We start from the raw sequence: 22,059 nt of genomic DNA, 5'->3' as shown, positions 1-22,059 counted from the left end.
GCATCCTCCAGTCCGACGGGCCGAAAGCCAAGCGGCGTGTGTCAGTACCCGCTCGAAGCGGGAGGCTCCAGCCCCGCCCAGCGCCGCTCGCGCTCCTCCAACAGTCGCCGCGCCAGGCGCAGGAAGTCGGACTCGGTGACGATGCCCAGCAGGTGCCCCCCCTCGTCCACCACCGGCAGGCAGCCGAAGCGGTTCTCCAGCAGCCGGTCGATCGCCTCCCGCGCGGACACGTGCGGCTCCACCGTCTCCACCTCGCGCGTCATCACTTCCTTCACGCTGAAGGGCTGCATCTTCTTCTGGGCGGACTGCCGGGCGAGCGCGCGGATGAGATCCCGGTGGCTCACCAGCCCCACGAGCTTCCGGCCTTGCACCACCGGCAGGTGACGGATGTGGTGGCGCTTCAAGAGGTCATCCACCTGGGCGAGCGCGGCGTCCGCCTCCAGGGTGATGACCTCGCGGGTCATCAGTTCATCGACCGTGAGCATGGACGCTCCCTTCCGGGCCCTGGGTTGCCCTACCCCAACGGTGTGCCCGGTCGGCGACGATGGCAACCACTCCCCGCGCTGCCCCACGGGGAGGTACAGGCGCGTCCGCTCAGAGCTGGAACGCTCGCGCCAGCGGGAGCTCGCGCACCCGCGTCCCCGTGAGCGCGAAGACGGCGTTGGCGATGGCGGGGGCCACCGGCGGCACTCCGGGCTCGCCGATGCCTCCCGGCGCAGCGTCGCTCTGGATGATGTCCACGTGGATCTTCCGAGGTGCCTCGCCGATGCGCGCCAGCCGGAGGTCGCGGAAGTTCGTCTGCTGCGGCACTCCGCCCTTCATCGTCACCGCGCCGTACAGGGCGATGCTCATCCCGAAGATGATCGAGCCCTCCATCTGGGACCGGACGCGGTCCGCGTTGATGATCGTCCCGGCATCCACCACGATCCAGGCCTCATCCACCGCGGGCTTTCCGTTCGGGCCGCGCACCACCGAGGCCACCACCGCCACGTAGGTGAGGAAGCTCCGGTGGGCCGCCAGCCCCAGCGCCCGGCCGTCCTTCTTCCGCTCGCTCCAGCGCGACAGCTCCGTCACCCGCTCGATGACGCCCCGCAGGCGCGCCACGTTCACCGGGTGCTTCTCCAGCGGCTGGCCGTAGTTCGGAAGCTTCTCGATGCCCAGCTCCTTCAGGCTCGACACGCGCGGTGGCCCGAGCACCTCCAACATCACGTCCCGCATGTCCTCGCCCCGGGCCTGGGCGAGCTCATCGATGAACGAGTTGACCGAGAACGCGTGGAAGATGTTGTAGACGGACCGCAGCCAGCCGATGCGCACGTGGGCATTGGCCTCGCACGCCTCGGCACGGACGTTGGGGATGTCGAGCGCCAGGTCCAGCACGCCCTGCTGCAAGTCTCCCGCCCCGGGCCGGTTGACGGGCGCGAAGGTCGAGGCGATCGGCGGGAACGCCGTGCGGTGCCTCCAGGCGATCACCTTGCCGCGCTCGTCCAGCCCCGCGCTCAGGCGCTGCAGGCTCACCGAGTGGTAGTAGTCGTGCAGCAGGTCGTCCGCGCGCGTCCACTGCACGCGCACCGGTACCCCCGCCTCTCGGGCCAGCCACGCCGCCTCGGAGACGAAGTCCGCCTTCGACTTGCGCCCGAAGCCGCCGCCCAGAAACGTCACGTGGACCTGGGTCTTCTCCATCGGAATCCCCAGCACGCGCGCGATTTCGGCACGCGCCGCCTGGGGGTGCTGGGTGGGAGCCCACACCTCGCAGGTGCCTCCCTCGAAGCGCGCCACCGCGACTGGCGGCTCCATCGGCACGTGTGACAGGTGGGGGATGTAGTAATCGGCCTCCACCACGCGCGCCGCCTTGGACAGCGCCCCGTCGGCGTCTCCGACGTTGCGCACCACGGTGCCCGGCTTCTGCACGGACGCGGCCAGTTCCTGGCGGTACTGCTCCGAGTCGTACTTCGCGTTCTCTCCGTGCTCCCAGGTGATGTCCAGCGCCGCGCGGCCCTTCAGCGCCGCCCAGGTGTTCTCCGCGAGCACGGCGATGCCGCCCCAGGGCTGGAACGCGTACGGAGCCTTCGGCGCCGGTATCTCGATGACGCGCTTGACCCCGGGAACCGCCAACGCGCGCGTGGCGTCGTACTTCGCCACGCGGCCTCCCACCACCGGCGGCCGCTCCACCACCACCGTGAGCATGCCCGGCAGCCGCACGTCGGCGCCGAAGATCGCGCTCCCGTTGACGTAGGAGGGCCCGTCGAGCAGCGGCAGATCCTTGCCCACGTTGCGAAGCTCGGCCTTGGGCCGGAGCTTCACATCCGCGGGCTTGGGAATGGTCTGCTTGCCCGCCTCCAGCGCGAGTTCACCGAAGGCCAGCGTGCGCTGGCTGCCGCGGTGGACCACCACGTGGTCTCGCGCCTCGCAGTCCTCGGGCTTCACCTTCCAGCGCTTCGCCGCCGCCGCCACCAGCATCATCCGCGCGGTGGCGCCGGCGCGGCGCATGTCCTCGTAGATGCCGCGGACGCTGTTGGAACCGTCCGTGTTCTGGTCACCGTAGACCGGGTCTCCGTCCGCCTGGAGGATTCGCACCCGGGCCATGTCCGCGCCCAGCTCATCGGCGATCAGCACCGGCAGCGAGCTGCGAATGCCCTGCCCCATCTCCGAGCGGTGGCAGACGATGGTTACCTGCCCATCGGGCCCCACATGCACGAAGACGTTCGGGTTCAGGCCCGGGGACTTCACCTCCTCGAGGGGATTGCTCGTCTGCGGCTTGGGCCCGCTCAGCCGACCCGAGGGCTCGTCCGCGAGCGCCTCCCGGGCGAAGAAGCCGAGGGCCAGGCCTCCCGCCGCGAGGTTGAACCCCGCGAGGAAGGTCCGCCGGGCGATCAACATGGGTTGCTCGCTCATCGCTCCCCCTCGGGAATCCCCGCGGCCTTCTTCACCGCCGCACGAATGCGCGTGTAAGTGCCGCAGCGGCACAGGTTGCCCGCCAGCGACTGGTCGATCTCCTCATCCGTGGGCTTCGGCTTCTTCTGGAGCAGCGCCGCCGCGGTCATGATCTGCCCCGCCTGGCAGAAGCCGCACTGCGGAACGCCCAGGTCCACCCACGCGCGCTGCAGCGGGTGGCTGCCGTCCTTCGACAGCCCTTCAATCGTCGTCACCGAGCGCCCCGCCGCCCGGCGGATCGGCGTCACGCACGCGCGCACCACCTGCCCATCCAGATGCACCGTACACGCTCCGCACAGCGCCTGGCCGCAGCCGTACTTCGTGCCGGTGAGGTTCAGCACATCTCTCAGCGCCCAGAGCAGCGGCATCTCGGGGTCAACGTCGAGCTCCTGGTCAACGCCGTTGATTCGCACCTGAATGGTCATGGCCGTGCCTCCTCGCTCGGGCACTCCGCGCCCGTCTCCACCCATGCCGCCGTAATCGCTCCGAAACGCTCCTGCGAGCCCGGCGCCGGTTCCCGCCCCGCACCCGGCTGCCAACCCCACGCCACCAGCTCATCGTGCCCGTTGTGCTCGACGAGCTGCGCCAGCGTCTTCCCGCCGTTGCGCGCAGGGTCCTTCAGCTGCTCGCAGATGGCGCGCGGCGTGCGACCCACCCACGCCATCGAGCGGGGCGCCACATGCCAGTTCGGCGCGCCGGGCACCCGCGCCAGCTCGAGGTTCTTGTCCTGGTGGCAGCTCGTACACTCCATCCCCACCACGCCCTTGTCCTCGGGGCCACGCACCACCGGCGGATCGTGCGGCTTCCACTCGGTCCCCTGATAGGGCGAGTCCCCGTCCGGGTGGCAGTTGGCGCACCGCGGGTGGAGCAGCACGCGGCTGGCCTCCAGGAAGAGCGCTTTCGAGCGCTCGGACTTGTCCCCAATCACCGCGAACGCCTCGGGGGTGCGCAGCTCGTTCGGAGCCACCGGGGGCAGGACATCGGACAACCGCATCGCCGACTCAGGTTGACGTCGACCGCAGGCCGCCCCCGCCAGCAGGGCCAGGACTGAGGCCCCGAGGAAAAAGGACGGCCGCATCCAGGAACGTGACGACTTCATGGGCGACCTCACGGGCCCGACCGTACTCCACCCGTCAGGCCCCGAAAGGCGGAATGCACGTCCGACGGGCGGAGTGTGAAGTTTTCAGTGCTCCGTCACCCGCGCCAGCGCCAGCATCACAAACAACCCCACCCCCAGTGCCAGCAGGTTGCGTCCCTGCCGCTCCTTGCCGTGGCGGTTGACGTGCGGCAGCAGGTCCGACACCGCGATGTAGAGGAAGGTCCCCGCGGAGAACGCGAGCGCCCACGGCGAGAACTTCTCGAAGCTCAGCACCGCGTCGAAGCCGAAGTAGAGCGCCGCGCCCACCGGCACCATGAGGCCGTAGAAGACCGCGTAGGACAGGATGACCTGCGTGCGCTTGCCCTCCGCCTTGAGGATGGAGGCGAGCGACAGCGACGAAGGCACCTTGTGCGAGGCAACGGCGATGAAGGCCATCATCCCCACGCCCTCCTTCACCGCCGAGCCCAGGGCAATCCCGTCGAAGAGCGTATGCACCGCCAGCCCGAGGAACGCCGTGAGCCCCAGCCCATGGTTCGCGTGCTCGGTGCAGTCCAGCGGCTCCTCACAGGTGTGCGAGAGGAAGTAGCGCTCCAGCACCAGGAGGAACACGAAGCCCGCCGGCACCAGCGTGAAGGAGCGGTAGCCCCCGTCGTGGTACGCCTCCGGCAGCATGTGGAAGAAGGCCGCGCCCAGCATCACTCCCGCGGCGAAGGCCAGGAACGTCACCAGCCGCGTGGGCTTCCGGGTGAACACCACCACCACGGCGCCAGCGATGGCGCCCAGGATGATGATGCAGGAAAAGATGGCCACCTCGGCCACGACCGACGACATGGGGCGCGGACCCTACATCAGATGGGAGGGGGCGCAACACCTTGCCGGTGCGTCTCCGTTCACCGATAGCGCCGCAACACGACGACCTTCACGCGCCCCGGCTTCACTTCCACCTCTCGCGCGAGGGGTTGGCCCCCATACTCCACCTGCACGGTGTGCTGCCCCGCCGGCAGCCGGAAGCGCGCCAGCTGGAACTCGGCCGGCAGCGCCAGCCACGAGCGCAGGTCCGGCGCGTTCGCCACGTTGAGCAGCAGGAACGTCAGGTAGGCCACCTCTTCGCTCTTGGTGATGGCGCCCGCCCCGGCGGCCACTCCCGCCTTCACCACCGCGCTGGCGAGCTGCCTGGCCAACATCCGGCCTACCCGGTCGTCCAGATGGATCTTCGCCACCTGCGCCAGCGACGTCACCATCACCGCGCCCTCGGTGCGCTCGCCCACGCGGACCTGGGCTCGGGGGGGATAGCCCCGGTCCCGGTACGAGGGCACCTCGATGAGCTCCGTGGCATCGGGCCGGTAGTGGCGGGAGTGGGACACCTTCTCCGGCGAGAGCCCTGCCTCGATGACCACCACCAGCTGCCCCTCGTTGGGGCCCAGTGGCTCGTGGGGCACGTCCGGAAAGCGCCGCCTCAGCTCCTCGTAGACCTGGTCCCGCCCCGTCTTCTTCGCCAGGCGCAGCAGCGGCTCGGACAGCGGCCCCAGCCCGGGCTGCAGCTCGAGCGCCTTCGCGTAGTCGATGAAGGCCGAGTCCCACTCGCGCTGGTCTTCGTAGAGGATGCCGCCCAGGTAGCGCGCGATGGCGAGCTGCTCGTACGGCTTCTTCTCGTCGACGACCATCTTCTCCAGCCGCTCGTTGACGCGGCGGACCTCGACGAGCGCCTCATCATCCTGCCCCAGCTCCGCGTAGTTGAGCGCCTGGAGCACCGAGATCATCAGCTTCTCGAAGTCCTCACCCCGGTAGGCCCGCTGCCGCTCGTTGCTCAGCAGCGCCCCGGCCTCCTCGCTGATGGAGACGGCGTCCAGCTCCTGCGAGAGCCGGTCCGCCTCCGCCAGTACCCGGAGGCTCTCCTGCCAGCGCCCCGCGGCGTGCAGCACCATGCCCTTGTCCAGCAGCACGAGCAGCGCGTCCTGCCGGCTTCCCTGCTTCTCCAGGTCCCCCAGCTCCTCCAGCGCGCGCGGGTAGTCCTCCGCCTCGTAGGCCTGGCGCACGCCATAGGTGCGCGCCACGTAGTCCGCCGCGCACCCCTGAAGCAGCAGCGCCCCCAGGAGCACGAGCACGCTCCACCCCAAAGGGCGAGGGCTGCTGCGGTCTCGGGGGCGCAAGGGGCGCACGGCGGGAGCTCAGCGGCCTCGGGTCACCAGCCGACGGTCCGCTTCTCGAACTTCTTGCGGATCTGCTTCTCGTCCGTCCACTCGATGAGGCCCGAGCGCACGTTGCTCAGCTTCGCCGTCATCTTGTAGTACACGAGCTTGTCGTTGCCGACCTCCTGGATGATGGAGGCCAGGTCGCCCGTCATGAGGAAGTCCACGGACACCTGCTGGCCCGGCGCCTTCGCCTCGTTCGGGTTCACGTAGCCGGACTGCTGGTACTCGTACTCCTCCGCGATGTCCGTGCGCGACTGCTGGTCCACCAGCGCGAAGCGGCCCGTCTGCGCCAGCGCCGTCTGGATCTTGTCCCCCAAGGAGCGCATGTCGATGTGCTCCGAGGTGCTGTTCTTCAGCTTCCCTACCAGGACGATGGGCAGCCGCTCGGGGCTGGGCTGGGCGAAGCGCGGCGAGTTGGCCAGCGACTCCGCCATCTTCTTGGCGATGAGCTGCAGGTCGTTCTCGTTGAAGCGGTCCGACAGCATCTCGATGGTGTTCGGATCCTCGTAGGTGCCGCGCGTATAGGCGCGAGGACCACCGTGGATGCACCCACTGAGCGAGGCGGCGAGGCAGGCACAAAGAATGAGGCGGGTGTTCATGGGGCGTGCTCCTAGTTCCATTCGCATTCGAAGCGGCTGCCCTCGAAGCGCCACTTGTAGGCCAGCACCGCGTCCTGGCGGTACCCCGCCGTCAGCCGGCAGAGGCTCTGCAGCGAAGAGCGCGGGTAGTCGAAGGTGTAGAGCTGCGCCTTGGCGCGCTCCTGCTCGGTGAGCTGCGAGGGGTGGGTCAGGGTCGGCTTCGCGCTGGAGGCCACCAGCACCCGGTGCGGGCCGTACGTCTTGAGCGGCACCGAGCCAGGCAACTGGATGCGCCGCACCAGCCGCGCCCGGAGGATGTCGCTGCGGTCCACCGTCGCCTCGTGCGCGTTCTGGTTCTGCAGCAGGTCCGGGATGTTGAGCGTCAACACCCGCGTCAGGTCCCCGTCCTCCACGAAGAAGTAGAGGAAGGCCTCGCGCGCGCCGCGGCTCTCGCCCGTGAAGTCCAGCGTCACCAGCAGGTTGAGCATCCGGTTGGGCGGCAGCGAGTGCAGCGAGAGGGCCGACAGCACGTCCGCGTTCACTCCCGCCTGCTTCAGGCGGATGAGGCCGTCGGCGCTGGCGTCACACGCGCAGCGGCGCTCTTCGATCATCTTCACCAGTTGCGCCGAGGTGAAGCCCGCCTTGGACAGCTTGGCCACCTCCTCGTCCGTCAGCGGAAGCTGGTCCGAGCGCTCGTACAGGCGAGGGAGCTGGTTCGAGTTCCACTCGATGAGGTTGATCGTCTGCACCTCTCCGGTGGGGAACGGGAAGACCGGAGCGGTGGTGCCCCGCGCCGTGGTGGCGCTGGGCGTCTGCCCCACGGTGAGGGCGAGGGCGGCGATGAGGGCGTGAGCAATCATGGCGCTAGAACCTGTACCCGAGACTCATGAACAACCGGTGGGTGACGTTGTTGGATCCGTTGATCTCGACAGGCAAGGGGATGTCCGGCGCGTAGGCCAGCCCGAGGATGATGTCATCCCGGTCCCCGATGAGCAGGTCCGCGCCGATCTGCGGCGACAGGCCGAAGCGCAAGCCCACCTCAGGGATGATGATGGCACCTGCTTTGAGGCCCAATGAGAGGCTCAGCGGGTAGCCGTAGGTGCGGAAGCGCGGGCCCACCAGCAGGTCCAACCGGCCCCCATCCATGACGTAGGCGCCGCTGAAGTCCAGCTGGTACCAGTCATCGCCCCACAGGGAGGCCGTCAACCCCAGGAAGAGCGGCGGGCCATCCGGAGCGCCCGGCGGAGGAGGCTCCTGGTTGACGGCCGCGCCCCAGTTGAACTCCAGCGAGAACCGTCCTCCGTTGAGATCTTCATAGCCGCCCTTCCCGTATTCGGACCCCTCGGGCCCATCGGTGCGGCCCCGCTCCTGGGCAAGGGCTGACACGGGCATGGCGGCGAGCAGCGCGACAGCTCCCCACACTCTGGCTTGGCGCTTCATCACGGCGGACTCCAGCGACGAAGTAGGACAGCAAATGCCTCGACGGACGGCCGCGGCACATATTCAAAAGGGCCTTTTGGGTCCAGCACTCAGGCGCGGGGCACCGGGGCGGGCCCCGTGGGCTGCCCCGGGTTCGCCTGCTCGCCCCCGGCCACCACCGGCCGCGTCTCGCTGCGCACCGTGGGCAACCACCCCGGCCGGGTGCGCAGGAAGACGATGAGCCGCTCGCGCACCAGGCATCGCAGATCGAACAGCTTGCTCGGCTCGGCGCTCACCAGCGCCCGCACCGCGAGCGTCTTCTCCAGCACGTTGAGCACCACCACGGTCTGCACCTTGCCGTCCCACAGCTCGCGCCCCTCGTTCTCCAGGATGCGCTTGAGCTCCGCGCGCAGGGCGTCGATATCGGTGGAGTAGTCCACCTGCAGCAGCACGTCCCCCAGCATCTGCGAGCCCCCCTTGCCCCAGTTCTGGAAGGACTTGTCCAGGAACTGGGTGATGGGCACCACCAGCCGGCGCTCGTCCCACACCTTCACCACCACATAGGTGAGGGTGATTTCCTCCACCGTGCCCCACTCGTTCTCCACCACCACCGTGTCCCCCATGCGGATGGGCTGGGTGATGGAGAGCTGGATTCCCGCCAGCAGCGTGGAGATGGACTTCTGCGCGGCGAGACCGATGACCAGGCCCGCCAGGCCCGCCGAGGCCAACAGCGACACGCCCACGTTGCGCACCACCTCGAACTGCATCAGCAGCAGCGCCGAGGCGATGACGTAGGTGGCCACCTCGAAGACGTGCCGCAGCACCGCCAGCTGCGTGCTCAGGCTGCGCAGGCGCGTGGCGTCCCGCGTCTTGCTGGACACCTTGTCGTGGACGAAGGCGGCCGACACCCGCAGGAAGCGCAGCACGAACCACGCCACCGCGATGATGAGCAGCGAGTAGCACACCCGGTCGATGACCCGCTGGACCGGCCGCGGCAGCAACAGGAACGAGGTGCCCAGCGCCAGCAGCACCGCGTAGTACGGCAGGCGCACCGGCCCCCGCCCCGCTCCCACCAGCGAGTCATCCCAGGAGACCCGGGTCCACTTCGCCAGCCGCATCGTCACCGCCAGCGACACCCGCTCCAGCAGCACGGCCATCACCCAGCCCGCCACCAGCACCACGATCAGCCCCAGCCACTGCCACGGCTCCAGCCCCAGCACCGAGCTGCGGAAGAAGATGGCCGGAAGCGTCTCGGCCAGCAGCGGGCCGTACTCCTGGAAGAGATGGTCCACCTGCTTCACCGTGGACTCGCTGAAGACCCACACCAGCGCACCGTCATCGGCGACGACCCGCTGGACCCGGATGGGCACCGCCGCTCCCTCCAACGGGATGGTGCCGAGCTGGTCGAAGCGCCCGTCCGCCGGGTCCCCCTCCGGGGTCTGGTTCAGCGCCGAGAGGTCCACCGGCAGCTTGCGGTCCATCACGAACTTGAGCCGGCGCGCCAGCTGGGGCCCCTTCTCGGCCTGCTCGCCCCGGGGCAGGAAGTCCAGGTCCAGGTAGAAGGCCGCGCGCTTGTAGTCGCCCGCATGCGCCGCTTCCAGGAAGCCTCGGACAGTGGCATGAGGCGTCTGCCGGTCCACGGTGGGTGGAGGTGGACCCAGACCGGCATTGAGGGCCCAGGCCGGGAGACTGGCGAGGACAAGAGCGCAAAGCACCGGGAGGACTCGGAACATGGCCGCTTTCCTTACTCCTCCAGGACCACTTTGCCCGCAATCTTCATTAGAGGACCGGTAAGACGGACCGTGTGCCCGTGGACAGCAGGCCCCTGGAGCAGCCGGGCGGGCTGAAAGCCGTGGTGCCTCGTTGGGCGGATAAGTTAGAACGGAACTCCAAGGGAAGGTCGCCGTGCAAGAGAAGCGAAAAATCCTCCTCATCGACGACAGCGAGATCACTCTCGCCATGGAGAAGGCCGTACTCGAGGCTCGGGGCTACGAAGTCGTGGCCACCTCGACGCTCATGGAGTTCGAGAAGACGCTTCGAACCTGGCGGCCGGATCTCATCCTCACCGACATCCACATGCCCGAGGCCAAGGGCACCGATATCTGCCGCACCCTGAAGAACGAGTACAACACGCAGGACATCCCCATCATCCTGTTCTCCAGCCTCCCGGACGAGGAGCTGACCAAGCTGGCCGAACAGGTGGGCGCCGACGGCTCGCTGTCCAAGATGAACGGGCTGGAGGCCATGGGCGAGAAGATCGACGAGCTGGTGCAGAGCATCCTCTGGTGAGGCGCTCGCTCACGCTCCTGGTGCTGCTGCCCGTGCTGCTGGCCGGGTGCAAGCGCACTCCGGAGACGGGGGCGGCTCCCACGGGGACTCCCGCTGCCGCGGCCACGGCCGACAGCTCGGGCGCCCTGCTCTTCTTCTCCGCGGACACGCGCGGCTACCTGGGCCCCTGCGGCTGCAGCGAGAACATGCGCGGCGGCATCGCCCGCGCGGCGCTCCAGGTGATGGAGGCGCGCAAGGGCCCCCTGCCCGTCCTCTATATCGACGGCGGCGACAGCCTCTTCGGCGAGCACACCCTCAAGCCCTTCCAGGTTCCCCAGGAGGAGCGCAAAGCCCAGGCGCTCGCCGAGGCCATGAAGCGCATGGGCCTCTCCGTGCGCGCCACCGGTGAGCTGGACGAGGTGCGCGGCGTGGCCTTCCGCCAGAGCCTCGGCCTGCCGGAGCTACCCGCCGGGGGCGTGAAGCTGCTGCCCGCCGGGCCTCGCACCGTGGGCGTGGTGGCCGCGAACGACGCCGCGCAGTTGCTCCAGGGCAGCGCCCAGGCCCGCTCGCAGGGCGCCGACTTCGTGGTGGGCCTCTTCCACGGCGCGGTGGAGGCGGCGCAGGCGGCCGTGGCCCAGCCCGGGCTGGAGGCGGACCTGGTGCTCGCCACCCATACCGCCAGCGAGTTCAGCGGCGAGGAGAACAAGCTGGTGCGCGGCGCCGTGCCCCTGGTGGCGCTGCAGAGCAAGGGCCGCTCCCTGCTGCGCGTGGACCTGAGCTACGCGCCCCAGAAGGGCCGCTTCGCCCCGGTGAAGTCCCAGGGCGACACGGACCGCGAGGCCGCCGCGCTGGACCAGCGCATGGCCCTGCTCAACAAGGAGATCAACCTGCCGGGCATCGACCCGCAGCTCCACCAGCTCAAGCAGGCCAAGCTGGAGGAGCTGGTGGCCCGAAAGCAGAAGCTGCTCACCGAGCCCGTGGCCAACACCGCCGGCACCAACAGCTTCACCCTGCGCTTCCTCCCCCTGGAGGCCAGCCTCGGCAATGAGCCGGAGGTGCAGGCGGTGGTGACGGCGTATGACCGGGACGTGGGGCAGATGAACCTCGCCTGGGCCAAGGAGCACGGCCAGGACTGTCCCGCGCCCAAGAAGGGCGAGGCCGCCTTCGTGGGCAACGGGGCCTGCCAGGACTGCCACGCCGAGGCCTTCCCCGTGTGGGAGAAGTCCAAGCACCGCCACGCCTGGGAGACGCTGGAGAAGGCCGGCAAGCAGTTCCACCTCAACTGCGTGGGCTGCCACGTCACCGGCTACGAGCAACCCGGAGGCGTGTGCCGCCTGGACAAGGTGGCCGGCCGCGAGGACGTGGGCTGCGAGAGCTGCCATGGCCCCGGCTCGCTCCACGCGGAGGAGCCCACCCCGGCCAACATCGTCCGCAACCCCGGCCAGGCGCTCTGCGTCACCTGCCACAACCCGGAGAATTCGCCCCACTTCGACTTCGCCACCTACCTGCCCAAGGTGCTGGGGCCTGGCCACGGGCAGCCCTCCTCGGCTGCACCCGGAGTCAAGAAGTAGGGAGATTTCCCGCCTCGCGGTGGAAGTCCCCGTATAAATGGCGCCTGCTCGGGAAGCAGCCCACCGAGCCGCTTGTTTGACTGTCAAGAAAAACCGCGAATACTTGGGCCTCTTTTCGCTTCACCGGGCCTTCCGCGCCCCCAGGGTTCCCATGCCGTCTCTGTGCCTCATGCTGGTCGCCCTCGCCTCGGTCCCCTCCGCACAGGAGGTGCTGCCGATGCCCCCTCCGCCGCCTGGGATGCGGCTGCTCGACACCGAGGACAAGAAGCTGCTCGCGGGCAGCGCCGCCCAGGGCGAAGAGGGCACCGCCAGCGCCCCAGCCCCGGCGGGCGCCGACGCCCCCGAGGGCACCGAGCCCGAGGAGGCCAACGAGGAGGTGGAGTCCGAGTCCGCCGAGCTCGAGGAGCTGCGCGCCCTGGAGGGTGCCGCCCTGGACCCGGGCGCCCGCCCCAACGCGCAGGTGCTCCAGTCGCTGCGCCGCCTGGGCATCGCCAACCCCCTGCGCCTGCGCATGATGGACGTCCTGGAGGAGCCCACCCTCCGCGACGATGACACCCCGCCCGAGCTGCCCCTCATCCGCGACCTGGCCAACTTCGACGTGCGCCAGCTCCAGGACCGCTACGACATCCCCGTGGAGATGCAGCCCCTGGTGGCCCAGTACATCCAGTTCTTCCAGGGCCCGGGCCGCAAGTGGTTCCGCAAGTGGGTCTCCCGCTCCACGCGCTACATGCCCATGATGCAGCCCATCCTCGAGGCCAAGGGGCTGCCGCGCGACACGGTGTACCTGGCGATGATCGAGAGCGGCTTCTCCGCTCACGCCTACTCGTGGGCGCACGCCGCCGGGCCCTGGCAGTTCATCCCCAGCACCGGCCGCGAGTACGGCCTGCGCCAGGACTTCTGGGTGGATGAGCGCCGCGACCCCGTGAAGGCCACCCACGCCGCCGCCAACTACCTCAAGGCGCTGCACAAGGACCTGGGCCACTGGTACCTGGCCTGGGCCGGCTACAACACCGGCGGCGGGCGCGTGCGGCGGATGATGGACCGCCACGGCACCTCGAACTTCTGGGAGCTGTGCGAGGAGAAGGGCTTCGCCAAGGAGACGCAGCACTACGTGCCCAAGCTCATCGCCGCGGCGCTCATCTCCAAGAACCCCGGTGCCTTCGGCTTCCGCGAGGAGGAGTTCGAGTACGAGGAGGCCCTGGCCTTCGACGAGGTGAAGCTCGTGGACGCCATGGACCTGGACGTCATCGCCCGCGCCGCCGGGGTGAGCGTCAAGGACGTGCATGACCTCAACCCCGAGCTCAAGCGCTGGTGCACCCCGCCCGCCTCCGAGAAGTCGCCCTACCTGCTCCGGCTGCCCAAGGGCTCGGCGGAGAAGTTCGCCGAGAACATCAAGCAGCTCGCCCCCCAGGAGCGGCTCACCTTCCGCATCCACAAGGTGCGGCGCGGCGACACGCTGTCCCAGATCGCTGGGGCCTATGGCAGCGCGCCGGAGGCCATCCTCCAGTTCAACCGCCTCAAGAGCGCCCGCGCCCTGCGCATCAACGCGGAGCTGGCCATCCCCGTGCCCGCCGGCAAGGGCGGCGGCGCCGCGCTGGAGCGCAAGGTCGCCCAGGCGCGCCGCAGCGGCGTCACCGCGCTTCGCCCCGAGGAGGAGATCCCCGCCGGCACGCCCCGCGCTCCCGTCGCCACCGGCCCCATCAAGACCGAGGTCATCGGCGGCCGCACCCGCGTCATCTACGGCGTGCAGGAGGGCGACAGCCTGTGGGCCATCGCCCAGCGCTTCAATGTCACCGTGGAGGACCTGCGCAGTTGGAACAGCCTGCCCCGCCGCAAGCGTGGGCTGAAGGTCGGCACCGTCATCCAGGTGTGGCCCGGCGCCGCCCCCGCCGTGGTGGAGCGCTCCGGCACCGTGGTGGCCGCCCGGGAGCAGCCCGCCCCGGCGCTCGCTCCCGCTCCTGCTCCCGCCAAGGCCGGCCGCGCCGCCGTCCACACCCTGGCCGCCGGAGAGACGCTCTGGTCGGTGGCCCAGCGCTACGGCGTCAGCGTCGAGGACATCAAGCGGTGGAACAACATCAAGGACCACCGCGCCGTGCCCGCCGGCAAGCAGCTCACCGTGACCGCCCCTTGAGTCCCCGCCTGCTCCCCGAAGGCCTGCCCAAGGCCCAGGCCCGGATAACCTCGCGCTCCCGGACTACCTAATCAGTTGTGTAAAGCCCCCCAGGTGTGCTCTACCTGCGGGATAGGATGACACCTGCGCAGAGATGGCGGGTCTCCTCAGCCCAGGCGCGTGTGCTGGCGGTGCTGGGGGGACTCGTGGCCTTGTTGGGGGGAGCTGGCGATGCCTGGGCGTTGAACCCGGACAAGGCCATGCTCCAGTTCCCCTATCACGCCTGGCGGGTGGAGGACGGGCTGCCTCAGAACAGCATCCTCTCCGTCGCCCAGACGCCCGATGGCTACCTCTGGGCCGGCACCTGGGAGGGGCTGGTGCGCTTCGATGGGGTGCGCTTCACCACCTTCGATGAGGCCAACACCCCCGCCCTGCCGGACAACGCCATCCGCCGCCTCGTGGCCGGCCCGGATGGGACGCTGTGGATTGCCTCCAGCCGAGGCGTCACCGGGCTGAGGCAGGGCACCTTCTTCCTCGTCCCCCCTCCCTTGGGCCTGGAGCTTCGCAACCTCATCGACCTGATGGCCGCCCAGGACGGCAGCCTGTGGATCGCCACCTTCCGCCACGGACTGCTCCAGCGCACGGGAGAGACCTACCGCCGCTGGACGACCCAGGAAGGACTGGCCAATGACTCGGTGCTGGCGCTGGCCGAGGCCCCCCAGGGCGCGGTGTGGATCGGCACCACCGGCGGCCTGCAGCGCTGGGACGGCGCCCACATGAGCGCGCCGCTGCCCTTCGAGGGCAAGGAGAAGGTCGCGGTGCGCTCGCTGGCCCTGTCACCGGAGGGCGCCCTCTGGGCCGGGACCGACGACGGCGACGTGTACCAGCTGCGCGAAGGCGGCATGCGGCGGGTCCCCGAGGCGAGCCTGCCGGGAGCGCCCATCACCAGCCTGCTCGTGGACCGGGCCGGGACGCTCTGGGTCGGCAGCCAGGGCAAGGGGCCGCTGCGGTGGGCCAATGGCCAGCGCTCCGCGCCCGACTCGCTCCATGGGCTCGCTGGCAGCTCCGTGTTCGGCCTGTTCGAGGACGCCGAGGGCAACCTGTGGATGGGCACGGATGGGCGGGGGCTCCACCGCTTCAAGGATGCGCCCTTCACGCCCTATGGCGCCCAGGAGGGGCTGGCGCACGAAATCGTCCTCGCCATCCACGAGGCGCATGACGGCAGCGTGTGGCTGGCCACCATGGGCGGTGGCGTGTTCCGCATGAAGGACGGCCAGGTCCGCGCCTGGACCACCCAGGACGGGCTCGTCCAGGACCGCATCACCTCCATCGCCGAGACGCGCGATGGCAGCCTCTGGTTCGGCTCGTGGAACGGCGTGAGCCGCTGGACCGACGGCAAGCTCCGCTCCTTCAAGGCGGAGCAGGGGGTGCCTCCAGGGCTGGTGCGCACCCTGCACGAGGATCCGCACGGCACGCTGTGGATCGGCACCGAGCAGGGGCTGGCACGCTGGACCGGCGAGCGCTTCGAGATGTTCACCCCGAAGGGGGGCCTGCCCGGCAAGGGGGTCACCCTCCTCAAGGGGAGCGCCGCGGGAGGCGTCTGGGTGGGCACGAGCAGCGGCGGGCTGGCCCACCTCCAGGACGGAGAGACCGTGGAGCACGTGCCCGCCAATGGCAAGGTGACGGGGGAGATCCTCGCGCTGCACGAGGACCCGAGCGGCGCGGTGTGGATTGGCACCGAGCGCGGCCTCTACCGCTGGAAGAAGGAGGAGAAGGAGCACCCCACGCGCTTCACCCGCTCCGAGGGGCTCTTCGACAACCGCATCTTCCAGATCCTCCCCGACGACCAGGGCTTCCTGTGGATGAGCTGCAACAAGGGCGTCTTCCGCGTGGCCCTCGCGGAGCTGGAGGCCGTGGCCCAGGGCAAGCTCTCCCGCGTCACCTCGCGCGTCTACGGCACCGAGGACGGCATGCGCTCCGAGGAGTGCAACGGCATGGGCTCGCCGGCGGGGATCCGCGCCCGTGACGGCCGGCTGTGGTTCCCCACCATCCAGGGCGCCGCCGTCTTCGTCCCCGAGAACGAGAAGGAGCCCGCCCCTCCCCCGCCGGTGCTCATCGAGGAGGTGCGCGTGGATGGGCGCCTCGTGCCTGCCGCCGAGTGGGAGGAGATCCCCGTGGGCGAGGGCGGCGTGGAGATCCACTACACCTCCGCGGGGCTGCGCTCCACGCGCCGGCTGCGCTTCCGCTACCTGCTGGAGGGCATCGACACGAGCTGGGTGAATGCCGGCTCCCGGCGCGTGGCCTACTACACGCGCCTGCCCCCCGGGCAGTACCGGTTCCGCGTGGTGGCGGACTCCCCGGACGGAGGCCCCAGCTCGGCCGAGAAGGAGATCCGCTTCTACCTGCGGCCCCGCTTCCACCAGACGCTGTTCTTCCAGGTGGCGTGCGTGCTCGCTGGCGTGCTCGCCGTGGTCGGTGGGGTGTGGCTGCGCATGCGCCGGCTGCGCCAGAGCGAGCGCGAGCTGCAGGTGCGCGTCGCGCAGCACACCGCGGAGCTGGCCACCGTCAACGTCGACTTGAAGGCCCGGCTCCAGGAGCTGCAGACCACCCGCCAGCGCCTCGCCCACGCGGAGAAGATGGCGGCGGTGGGCACGCTGGCGGCCGGCGTGGGGCATGAGATCAACAACCCCCTGGCCTTCATCATCTCCAACCTCCACTACGCGGCCGAGGAGGTCCACGACGCCGCGTCGCGGGTGAACAAGGACGGGCGCTGGGCCGAAGAGGTGGAGCAGGCGTTGCGCGAGGCGCTCGAGGGCGCGGACCGGGTGCGGAAGATCGTCCAGGATCTCAAGGCGTTCTCCCGCGTGCAGCCCGAGCAGCCTCAGCAGGTGGACCCGCACGTGGTGTTGGACCTCGCGCTCTCCATCGCAGACACGGAGCTGCGCCACCGGGCCCAGGTGGTGAAGAACTACACGCCGGGGCTCAAGGTGCTCGGGGACGAGACGCGGCTGGGCCAGGTGTTCCTCAACCTGCTCGTCAACGCCGCTCAGGCCATTCCGGAGGGGCGGACCCAGTCCAACGAGATCCGCATCACCACCCGGAAGAACGAGCGGGGCCAGGCCCTGGTGGAGGTGACCGACACAGGCACAGGTATCCCCGCCGAGGTGCTGCCGCGCATCTTCGAGCCCTTCTTCACCACCAAGCCCGTGGGCATGGGCACCGGCCTGGGGCTGTCCATCTGCCACAGCTACGTGCAGGCCATGGGCGGGGACATCCGCGTGCACAGCGAGGTGGGGCGCGGCACCACGTTCGAGGTGGTGCTGCCCCTGGCCCCGGAGCCCGCACGCTCGGAGCGCTCGCGAGATTCTTCCGACGATGACGATGACGGGCCGAGCGCCCGGCTCATGGTCATCGACGACGAGCCCCTGCTCACCACCGCCCTGTCGCGCATGCTGGAGCCCGAGCACGAGGTGGAGGCCTTCACCAGCGCGCACCGGGCGCTGGAGCGGCTGCGCTCCGGCGAGGAGTTCGCGCTGATCCTCTGTGACTTGATGATGCCGGAGATGACGGGCATGGAGCTGTACGCCACGCTCTGCCGCGAGGCGCCCGAGCTGGCCGAGCGCATGGTCTTCATCACCGGCGGAGCCTTCACCGAGGCGGGGCGCTCGTTCCTGGAGAAGACCCACCTGCCCTGGCTCGAGAAGCCCTTCGAGCCAGACTCGCTTCAGTCCCGCATCCGGGGGCTGCTCTCGTCCCAGTCGCCCGCGTCAGGCATTCGGGCCGGGTAGCAAGGCGAAGAATCGATGTAGGAGCATGTTCGGCTGCTCCACTCGGCGCGCATTCTTGCGGCAGCCCTTCTTGGGACGGACAGGGAGACACGGGCGCACATGCGTGCTGGCTCAAGCCGACTGGGCTGCCCCACCTGCACACCTTGCTGTAGTCGTAGCCTGATCTAGGTATAGTTGCTGAGTCGAGCTTTCGTGGGGTTCGGCCTCTGAACCGGCACTAAGTTCAAAGGTTTGCTGCACCAAATTGAAGCCGTTCTTATTGGCGCCAGTGACCACGAGGTTGACAGGGACGCTCCCATCGCGGCCAGCAGGTTGTATTTCAGCCTGCGGCTTGTGCCGCATCGGAGTTCTCCCGTTACGTTGACTGTTGCGAATCCCCTCACTGGGACTGGCTTTTAACGTGAAGTCCGCCAGCTGCGAACTCTAGTAAATCCGGGCACTGGGCAAATGCACCTACGAGCGCTTGAGCACCTGCCCTCTTTGCGATTTAGCGCCCTGCCAATATGGGAACCTGATGGAACGACTTCGGCGTTGATCCTACCTGGCAAGGTGGCAAGTATCGGCGTCCTTGGCTGCTCCTAAGGGAGATTCTAATGGTGACGGAAAAGGAAGCGTTGGAGTGGCTGCGGGCGGCATCAGGTGGTGCGGCCGACAAATTCCACGAAGGGCAGTGGGACGCAATCCAAGCGCTCGTGCAAAACCGGAACCGAGTGCTGCTCGTTCAGCGCACCGGCTGGGGCAAGAGCATGGTGTACTTTCTCACCACTAGACTGCTCCGCAATCAGGGCGCTGGGCCCACGCTGATCATCTCTCCGCTGCTGGCACTGATGCGGAACCAACTAGACGCAGCACGGAGACTCGGCCTCAAGGCCGAGACGATCAACACGTCGAACCGAGACGAGTGGACCGAGGTCAAGCAGAGGATCCGCAAAAACATGGTGGACCTGCTGCTGGTTTCCCCTGAGCGGCTCTCGAACGACGATTTCCTTCAAGAGTGCTTGTTGCCGATTGCCGAGCGGATTGAGTTTTTTGTGGTGGACGAAGCGCACTGTATCTCTGACTGGGGCCACGACTTCCGACCGGATTACCAGCGCATCAACCGAATTCTGCAAAAATTACCGGAGAATGTCGCTGTCCTCGCCACCACCGCGACCGCTAACGACCGCGTCGTCGAGGACGTTTTGGGTCAACTCGGGCCTACAACCATATTACAGCGCGGACCGCTCGCACGACCCAGTCTCAGGCTTCAGAATATCTCCCTCCCGGATCGAGCCTCCCGCCTTGCTTGGCTTGCCAATAACCTGCCCCAGCTCCCCGGAAGCGGCATTATCTACACACTGACAGTCCGAGATGCTGACCGAGTCGCTGATTGGCTCACGCAGCAGGGAATCTCCGCAGCCGCCTACCACAGCCGGATCGATGGTAATGCCGAGGAAGAGAACTCTCCTAGCCTCCGAACTGATCTTGAAGCCAAGCTTCTGAACAATGACCTTAAGGCGCTGGTTGCCACCAGCGCACTTGGCATGGGCTTTGACAAACCTGATTTGGGCTTCGTCATCCACTTTCAGTCGCCTCAATCGGTTGTTCATTACTACCAGCAGGTCGGCCGCGCTGGGCGCGCAATTGCGGTAGCCTTTGGCGTGCTGCTTAGCGGTGCGGAAGATGATGAGATCAACCAGCACTTCATATCTAATGCATTCCCACCGGAAGCGCAGGTCCACGCAATCCTTGCTGCGCTAGAGGAGGCAGAGACTGGGCTTAGCGTCCCGGAGTTGATGCGCGAGGTCAATCTCCGTATGGGCCAGCTTGAGAAAGTGCTCAAGCTCCTCGCAGCCGCCGACGCGGCTCCCATCGTCCGTGACGGAAGCCGCTGGGTCCGAACCCCAAACCCGTATCAGGTGGATCGCGAACGTATCTTGCGGCTTACGGAGCACCGGCAGGAGGAATGGCAGCAGATGCAGGAGTACATGGACTCGAAATCCTGCCTCATGGAATTCCTTGAGCAAGCCTTAGATGATCCAAATGCCCAACAGTGTGGACGTTGCGCCACTTGTCTTGGCCAGCCTGTTGTTCCTCTCGGCTATCACCCGTCGACGGTTAATGCCGCTATTGCGTTCGAGCGCCGCAGCGAAGTTTTTATCAAACCTCGCCAGAGGTGGCAGACAGGTGCGTTCCCCAAGTACAACTGGCGTGGAAACATTCCCCTAGATCGGCAGAATGAACAGGGCCGCGCCCTATCTCTCTGGGGCGATATGGGCTGGGCGAAACTCGTACGGGAGGACAAGGAGAAAGGCCGTTTTCGCGACGAGCTCGTGGTGGCCTGCGCTGAGATGGTGCGGGACCGTTGGCGGCCCAATCCATCTCCAACCTGGGTTACCTGTGTTCCGTCACTTCGAAGTCCTCGCCTCGTGCCAGATTTTGCGAGACGGCTCGCCGCAAAGCTGGGCCTGCCCTTTATTGGTGCAGTCTCCAAGGTGGAGGAAACAGAACGTCAGCGCCTCATGATGAACGCATGGCAACAGGCACATAACTTGGACGGCGCATTCGCGGTCACGGCCGGCCTAGTACATCCAGGCCCTGTACTACTGATCGACGACGTTGTGGACTCGCGCTGGTCAATGACCGTAATCGGGGCGCTGCTACGACAAGCCGAGGTTAAAGCAGTCTATCCGTTGGCGCTCTCCCTGGCTTCGGCATCCTCGGGGTGAAGATGATGGCACCACACGACTTACTTTCACCTGACACGCAAGTGACACTCCTGCTCTGTGGGCACTTCCCTGGCAATAAAGATGAGTCCAACCGGCCGCTCGCGCTGATTGAATACAATCGGCTCGCAAAGGAATTGCTCGCCCGCAGCCTGCGTCCAGCAGATCTCCTGTCGAACGTTCCCGAAGGACTGTCCCCTGACTTCATAGCGCAGGAGCGACTCAATCGCCTTCTTCGCCGAGGCGCAGCTTTGGCGCTGGCAACAGAACGCTGGAGCCAGTCAGGTATCGGTGTGCTCGGCCGCAGCGATTCTGCCTATCCAGTACGGCTACGCACCATCCTTAAAAGCTTGGCCCCTCCTATCCTATTTTTCGCTGGGAATACCGAACTCTTAGGTAGGGACGCTGTTTGCGTGGTTGGTTCCAGAGATGCGACACCATCGGGCCTTAGGTTCGCGCGTACGCTCGGAGCAGCCTGCGCGGAGGAAGGGCTTGCAGTCGTATCTGGGGACGCTCGCGGTGTCGATAGAGAAGCAATGTCTGGAGCGCTCGAAGCAGGGGGAAGAGTTGTTGGCGTCTTATCAGATGGCCTCGGCAAAGCGATCCTCTCTAAGAGGAACCGACAGGAACTCATGAAAGGTACGCTTGCTTTGGTCTCGCCGTTCAGCCCCGAGGCTCCGTTCACCGTTGCGCACGCGATGGATCGCAACAAATACCTATATGCCTTGTCGCTGGCAGCCGTAGTGGTTGATTCGGATACCAAGGGGGGAACATGGTCAGGTGCGGTCGAGAATCACAAGCATGGATGGGTTCCTGCCTCCGTCCGAGTCGGGAATAACGTCCGCGAAGGCAATCATAAATTGGCGGACCTCGGACTCTCCCCGCTGACGGAGGAGGAATTGGCTCAGCGAAATTCGCTCCGCACTCTTCTTACTCGCAAAGCTACCAAGCGCACGGCTTCCACAACAAAGATTGAGCCATCCAACCTGCTACTCTTCGGTACGCTAGCCCCAAGTTCCACCGAAGCCGACCGGTCCGAGCATGATCTTCCGTCTCCACTGGAGCCTCCCCTTGAGAAGCCCCCTGAGGAGATTACGTCCGAGCCCCAATCAGCCACAGGCCACGCGTGGAGTAGATCTGCGGACGATCTATTCGAGTTCTTTCTCGCACAACTCACGCCGTTTATAGAGACAGAACCCCGCTCTGAGCAGCAAGTCGCGGAGTACTTCGCCATTGAATGCGTGCAGGCGCGCAGATGGCTTGAGAAAGCATGCGAGCAGCACCGCCTCGCGAGGAAGGGAAGTCCACCACAATACGCGCTGGAACGATTGCCTCACTGAGGCCATCTTCGGCAGGGATCCTGCTAAGACGGTTTACCTTCGTAAGGCAATAGGCATC

General features: G+C 67.5%; 16 protein-coding genes. 6 read left to right on the top strand and 10 right to left on the bottom strand.

What is annotated here, in order from left to right:
* Window positions 1–41: 41 nt before the first annotated feature.
* The 10 genes from SYV04_RS19350 to SYV04_RS19305 all read right to left on the bottom strand — a co-directional run bounded on the left by SYV04_RS19350 (window position 42) and on the right by SYV04_RS19305 (window position 9,952).
* On the bottom strand, window positions 42–485 hold the full coding sequence (locus SYV04_RS19350) for a CBS domain-containing protein (protein WP_321547311.1): 444 nt from the start codon (window positions 483–485) through the stop codon (window positions 42–44).
* Window positions 486–594: 109 nt separating this feature from the next.
* Complete coding sequence (locus SYV04_RS19345) at window positions 595–2,892, bottom strand: xanthine dehydrogenase family protein molybdopterin-binding subunit (RefSeq protein WP_321547310.1); 2,298 nt, start codon at window positions 2,890–2,892, stop codon at window positions 595–597.
* On the bottom strand, window positions 2,889–3,356 hold the full coding sequence (locus tag SYV04_RS19340; protein ID WP_321547309.1) for a (2Fe-2S)-binding protein: 468 nt from the start codon (window positions 3,354–3,356) through the stop codon (window positions 2,889–2,891). Before SYV04_RS19340 ends, SYV04_RS19345 begins: the two co-directional genes overlap by 4 nt.
* Window positions 3,353–4,009 carry an Isoquinoline 1-oxidoreductase subunit gene (locus SYV04_RS19335; RefSeq protein WP_321547308.1) on the bottom strand — a complete coding sequence of 219 codons (657 nt, stop codon included), beginning with the start codon at window positions 4,007–4,009 and terminating at the stop codon, window positions 3,353–3,355. The genes SYV04_RS19340 and SYV04_RS19335 overlap by 4 nt, the downstream gene beginning before the upstream one ends.
* 105 nt (window positions 4,010–4,114) lie before the next feature.
* Window positions 4,115–4,861, bottom strand: a complete 747-nt coding sequence (locus SYV04_RS19330; protein WP_321547307.1) for a ZIP family metal transporter — start codon at window positions 4,859–4,861, stop codon at window positions 4,115–4,117.
* A 59-nt stretch (window positions 4,862–4,920) separates the two neighbouring features.
* Window positions 4,921–6,135, bottom strand: coding sequence for a COG3014 family protein (locus SYV04_RS19325; protein ID WP_321547306.1), 1,215 nt, complete (start codon window positions 6,133–6,135; stop codon window positions 4,921–4,923).
* A gap of 77 nt (window positions 6,136–6,212) precedes the next feature.
* On the bottom strand, window positions 6,213–6,821 hold the full coding sequence (gene lpoB / locus SYV04_RS19320; RefSeq protein ID WP_321547305.1) for a penicillin-binding protein activator LpoB: 609 nt from the start codon (window positions 6,819–6,821) through the stop codon (window positions 6,213–6,215).
* Window positions 6,822–6,832: 11 nt separating this feature from the next.
* On the bottom strand, window positions 6,833–7,660 hold the full coding sequence (locus SYV04_RS19315) for a hypothetical protein (RefSeq protein ID WP_321547304.1): 828 nt from the start codon (window positions 7,658–7,660) through the stop codon (window positions 6,833–6,835).
* A 4-nt stretch (window positions 7,661–7,664) separates the two neighbouring features.
* Window positions 7,665–8,240 (bottom strand): hypothetical protein, encoded by a 576-nt coding sequence (locus SYV04_RS19310; protein ID WP_321547303.1) that lies wholly within the window; start codon window positions 8,238–8,240, stop codon window positions 7,665–7,667.
* An 89-nt stretch (window positions 8,241–8,329) separates the two neighbouring features.
* A complete protein-coding gene (locus tag SYV04_RS19305) occupies window positions 8,330–9,952 on the bottom strand; it encodes a mechanosensitive ion channel family protein (RefSeq protein WP_321547302.1) in 1,623 nt (540 codons plus the stop codon).
* Between the two features lie 172 nt (window positions 9,953–10,124).
* Between SYV04_RS19305 and SYV04_RS19300 the strand changes: the two genes are divergently transcribed.
* The 6 genes from SYV04_RS19300 to SYV04_RS19275 all read left to right on the top strand — a co-directional run bounded on the left by SYV04_RS19300 (window position 10,125) and on the right by SYV04_RS19275 (window position 22,001).
* Window positions 10,125–10,508, top strand: coding sequence for a response regulator (locus SYV04_RS19300; RefSeq protein ID WP_321547301.1), 384 nt, complete (start codon window positions 10,125–10,127; stop codon window positions 10,506–10,508).
* Window positions 10,502–12,058, top strand: a complete 1,557-nt coding sequence (locus SYV04_RS19295; protein ID WP_321547541.1) for a multiheme c-type cytochrome — start codon at window positions 10,502–10,504, stop codon at window positions 12,056–12,058. Before SYV04_RS19300 ends, SYV04_RS19295 begins: the two co-directional genes overlap by 7 nt.
* A 151-nt stretch (window positions 12,059–12,209) precedes the next feature.
* Complete coding sequence (locus SYV04_RS19290) at window positions 12,210–14,189, top strand: LysM peptidoglycan-binding domain-containing protein (protein ID WP_321547300.1); 1,980 nt, start codon at window positions 12,210–12,212, stop codon at window positions 14,187–14,189.
* A 185-nt stretch (window positions 14,190–14,374) separates the two neighbouring features.
* Window positions 14,375–17,956 carry a two-component regulator propeller domain-containing protein gene (locus SYV04_RS19285; RefSeq protein ID WP_321547299.1) on the top strand — a complete coding sequence of 1,194 codons (3,582 nt, stop codon included), beginning with the start codon at window positions 14,375–14,377 and terminating at the stop codon, window positions 17,954–17,956.
* A gap of 593 nt (window positions 17,957–18,549) precedes the next feature.
* Entirely contained in the window at window positions 18,550–20,664 is a 2,115-nt protein-coding gene (locus SYV04_RS19280) for a RecQ family ATP-dependent DNA helicase (protein WP_321547298.1), read from the top strand.
* Between the two features lie 2 nt (window positions 20,665–20,666).
* The gene (locus SYV04_RS19275) at window positions 20,667–22,001 is read left to right on the top strand and encodes a DNA-processing protein DprA (RefSeq protein ID WP_321547540.1); all 1,335 of its coding nucleotides are present in this window, start codon (window positions 20,667–20,669) and stop codon (window positions 21,999–22,001) included.
* Window positions 22,002–22,059 lie beyond the last annotated feature (58 nt).

Source organism: Hyalangium ruber (genome assembly GCF_034259325.1).
Taxonomy (GTDB): Bacteria; Myxococcota; Myxococcia; order Myxococcales; family Myxococcaceae; genus Hyalangium_A; species Hyalangium_A rubrum.
The sequence above is the reverse complement of the archived record's forward strand: the minus strand, read 5'-3'. Positions and strand labels throughout refer to the sequence as shown.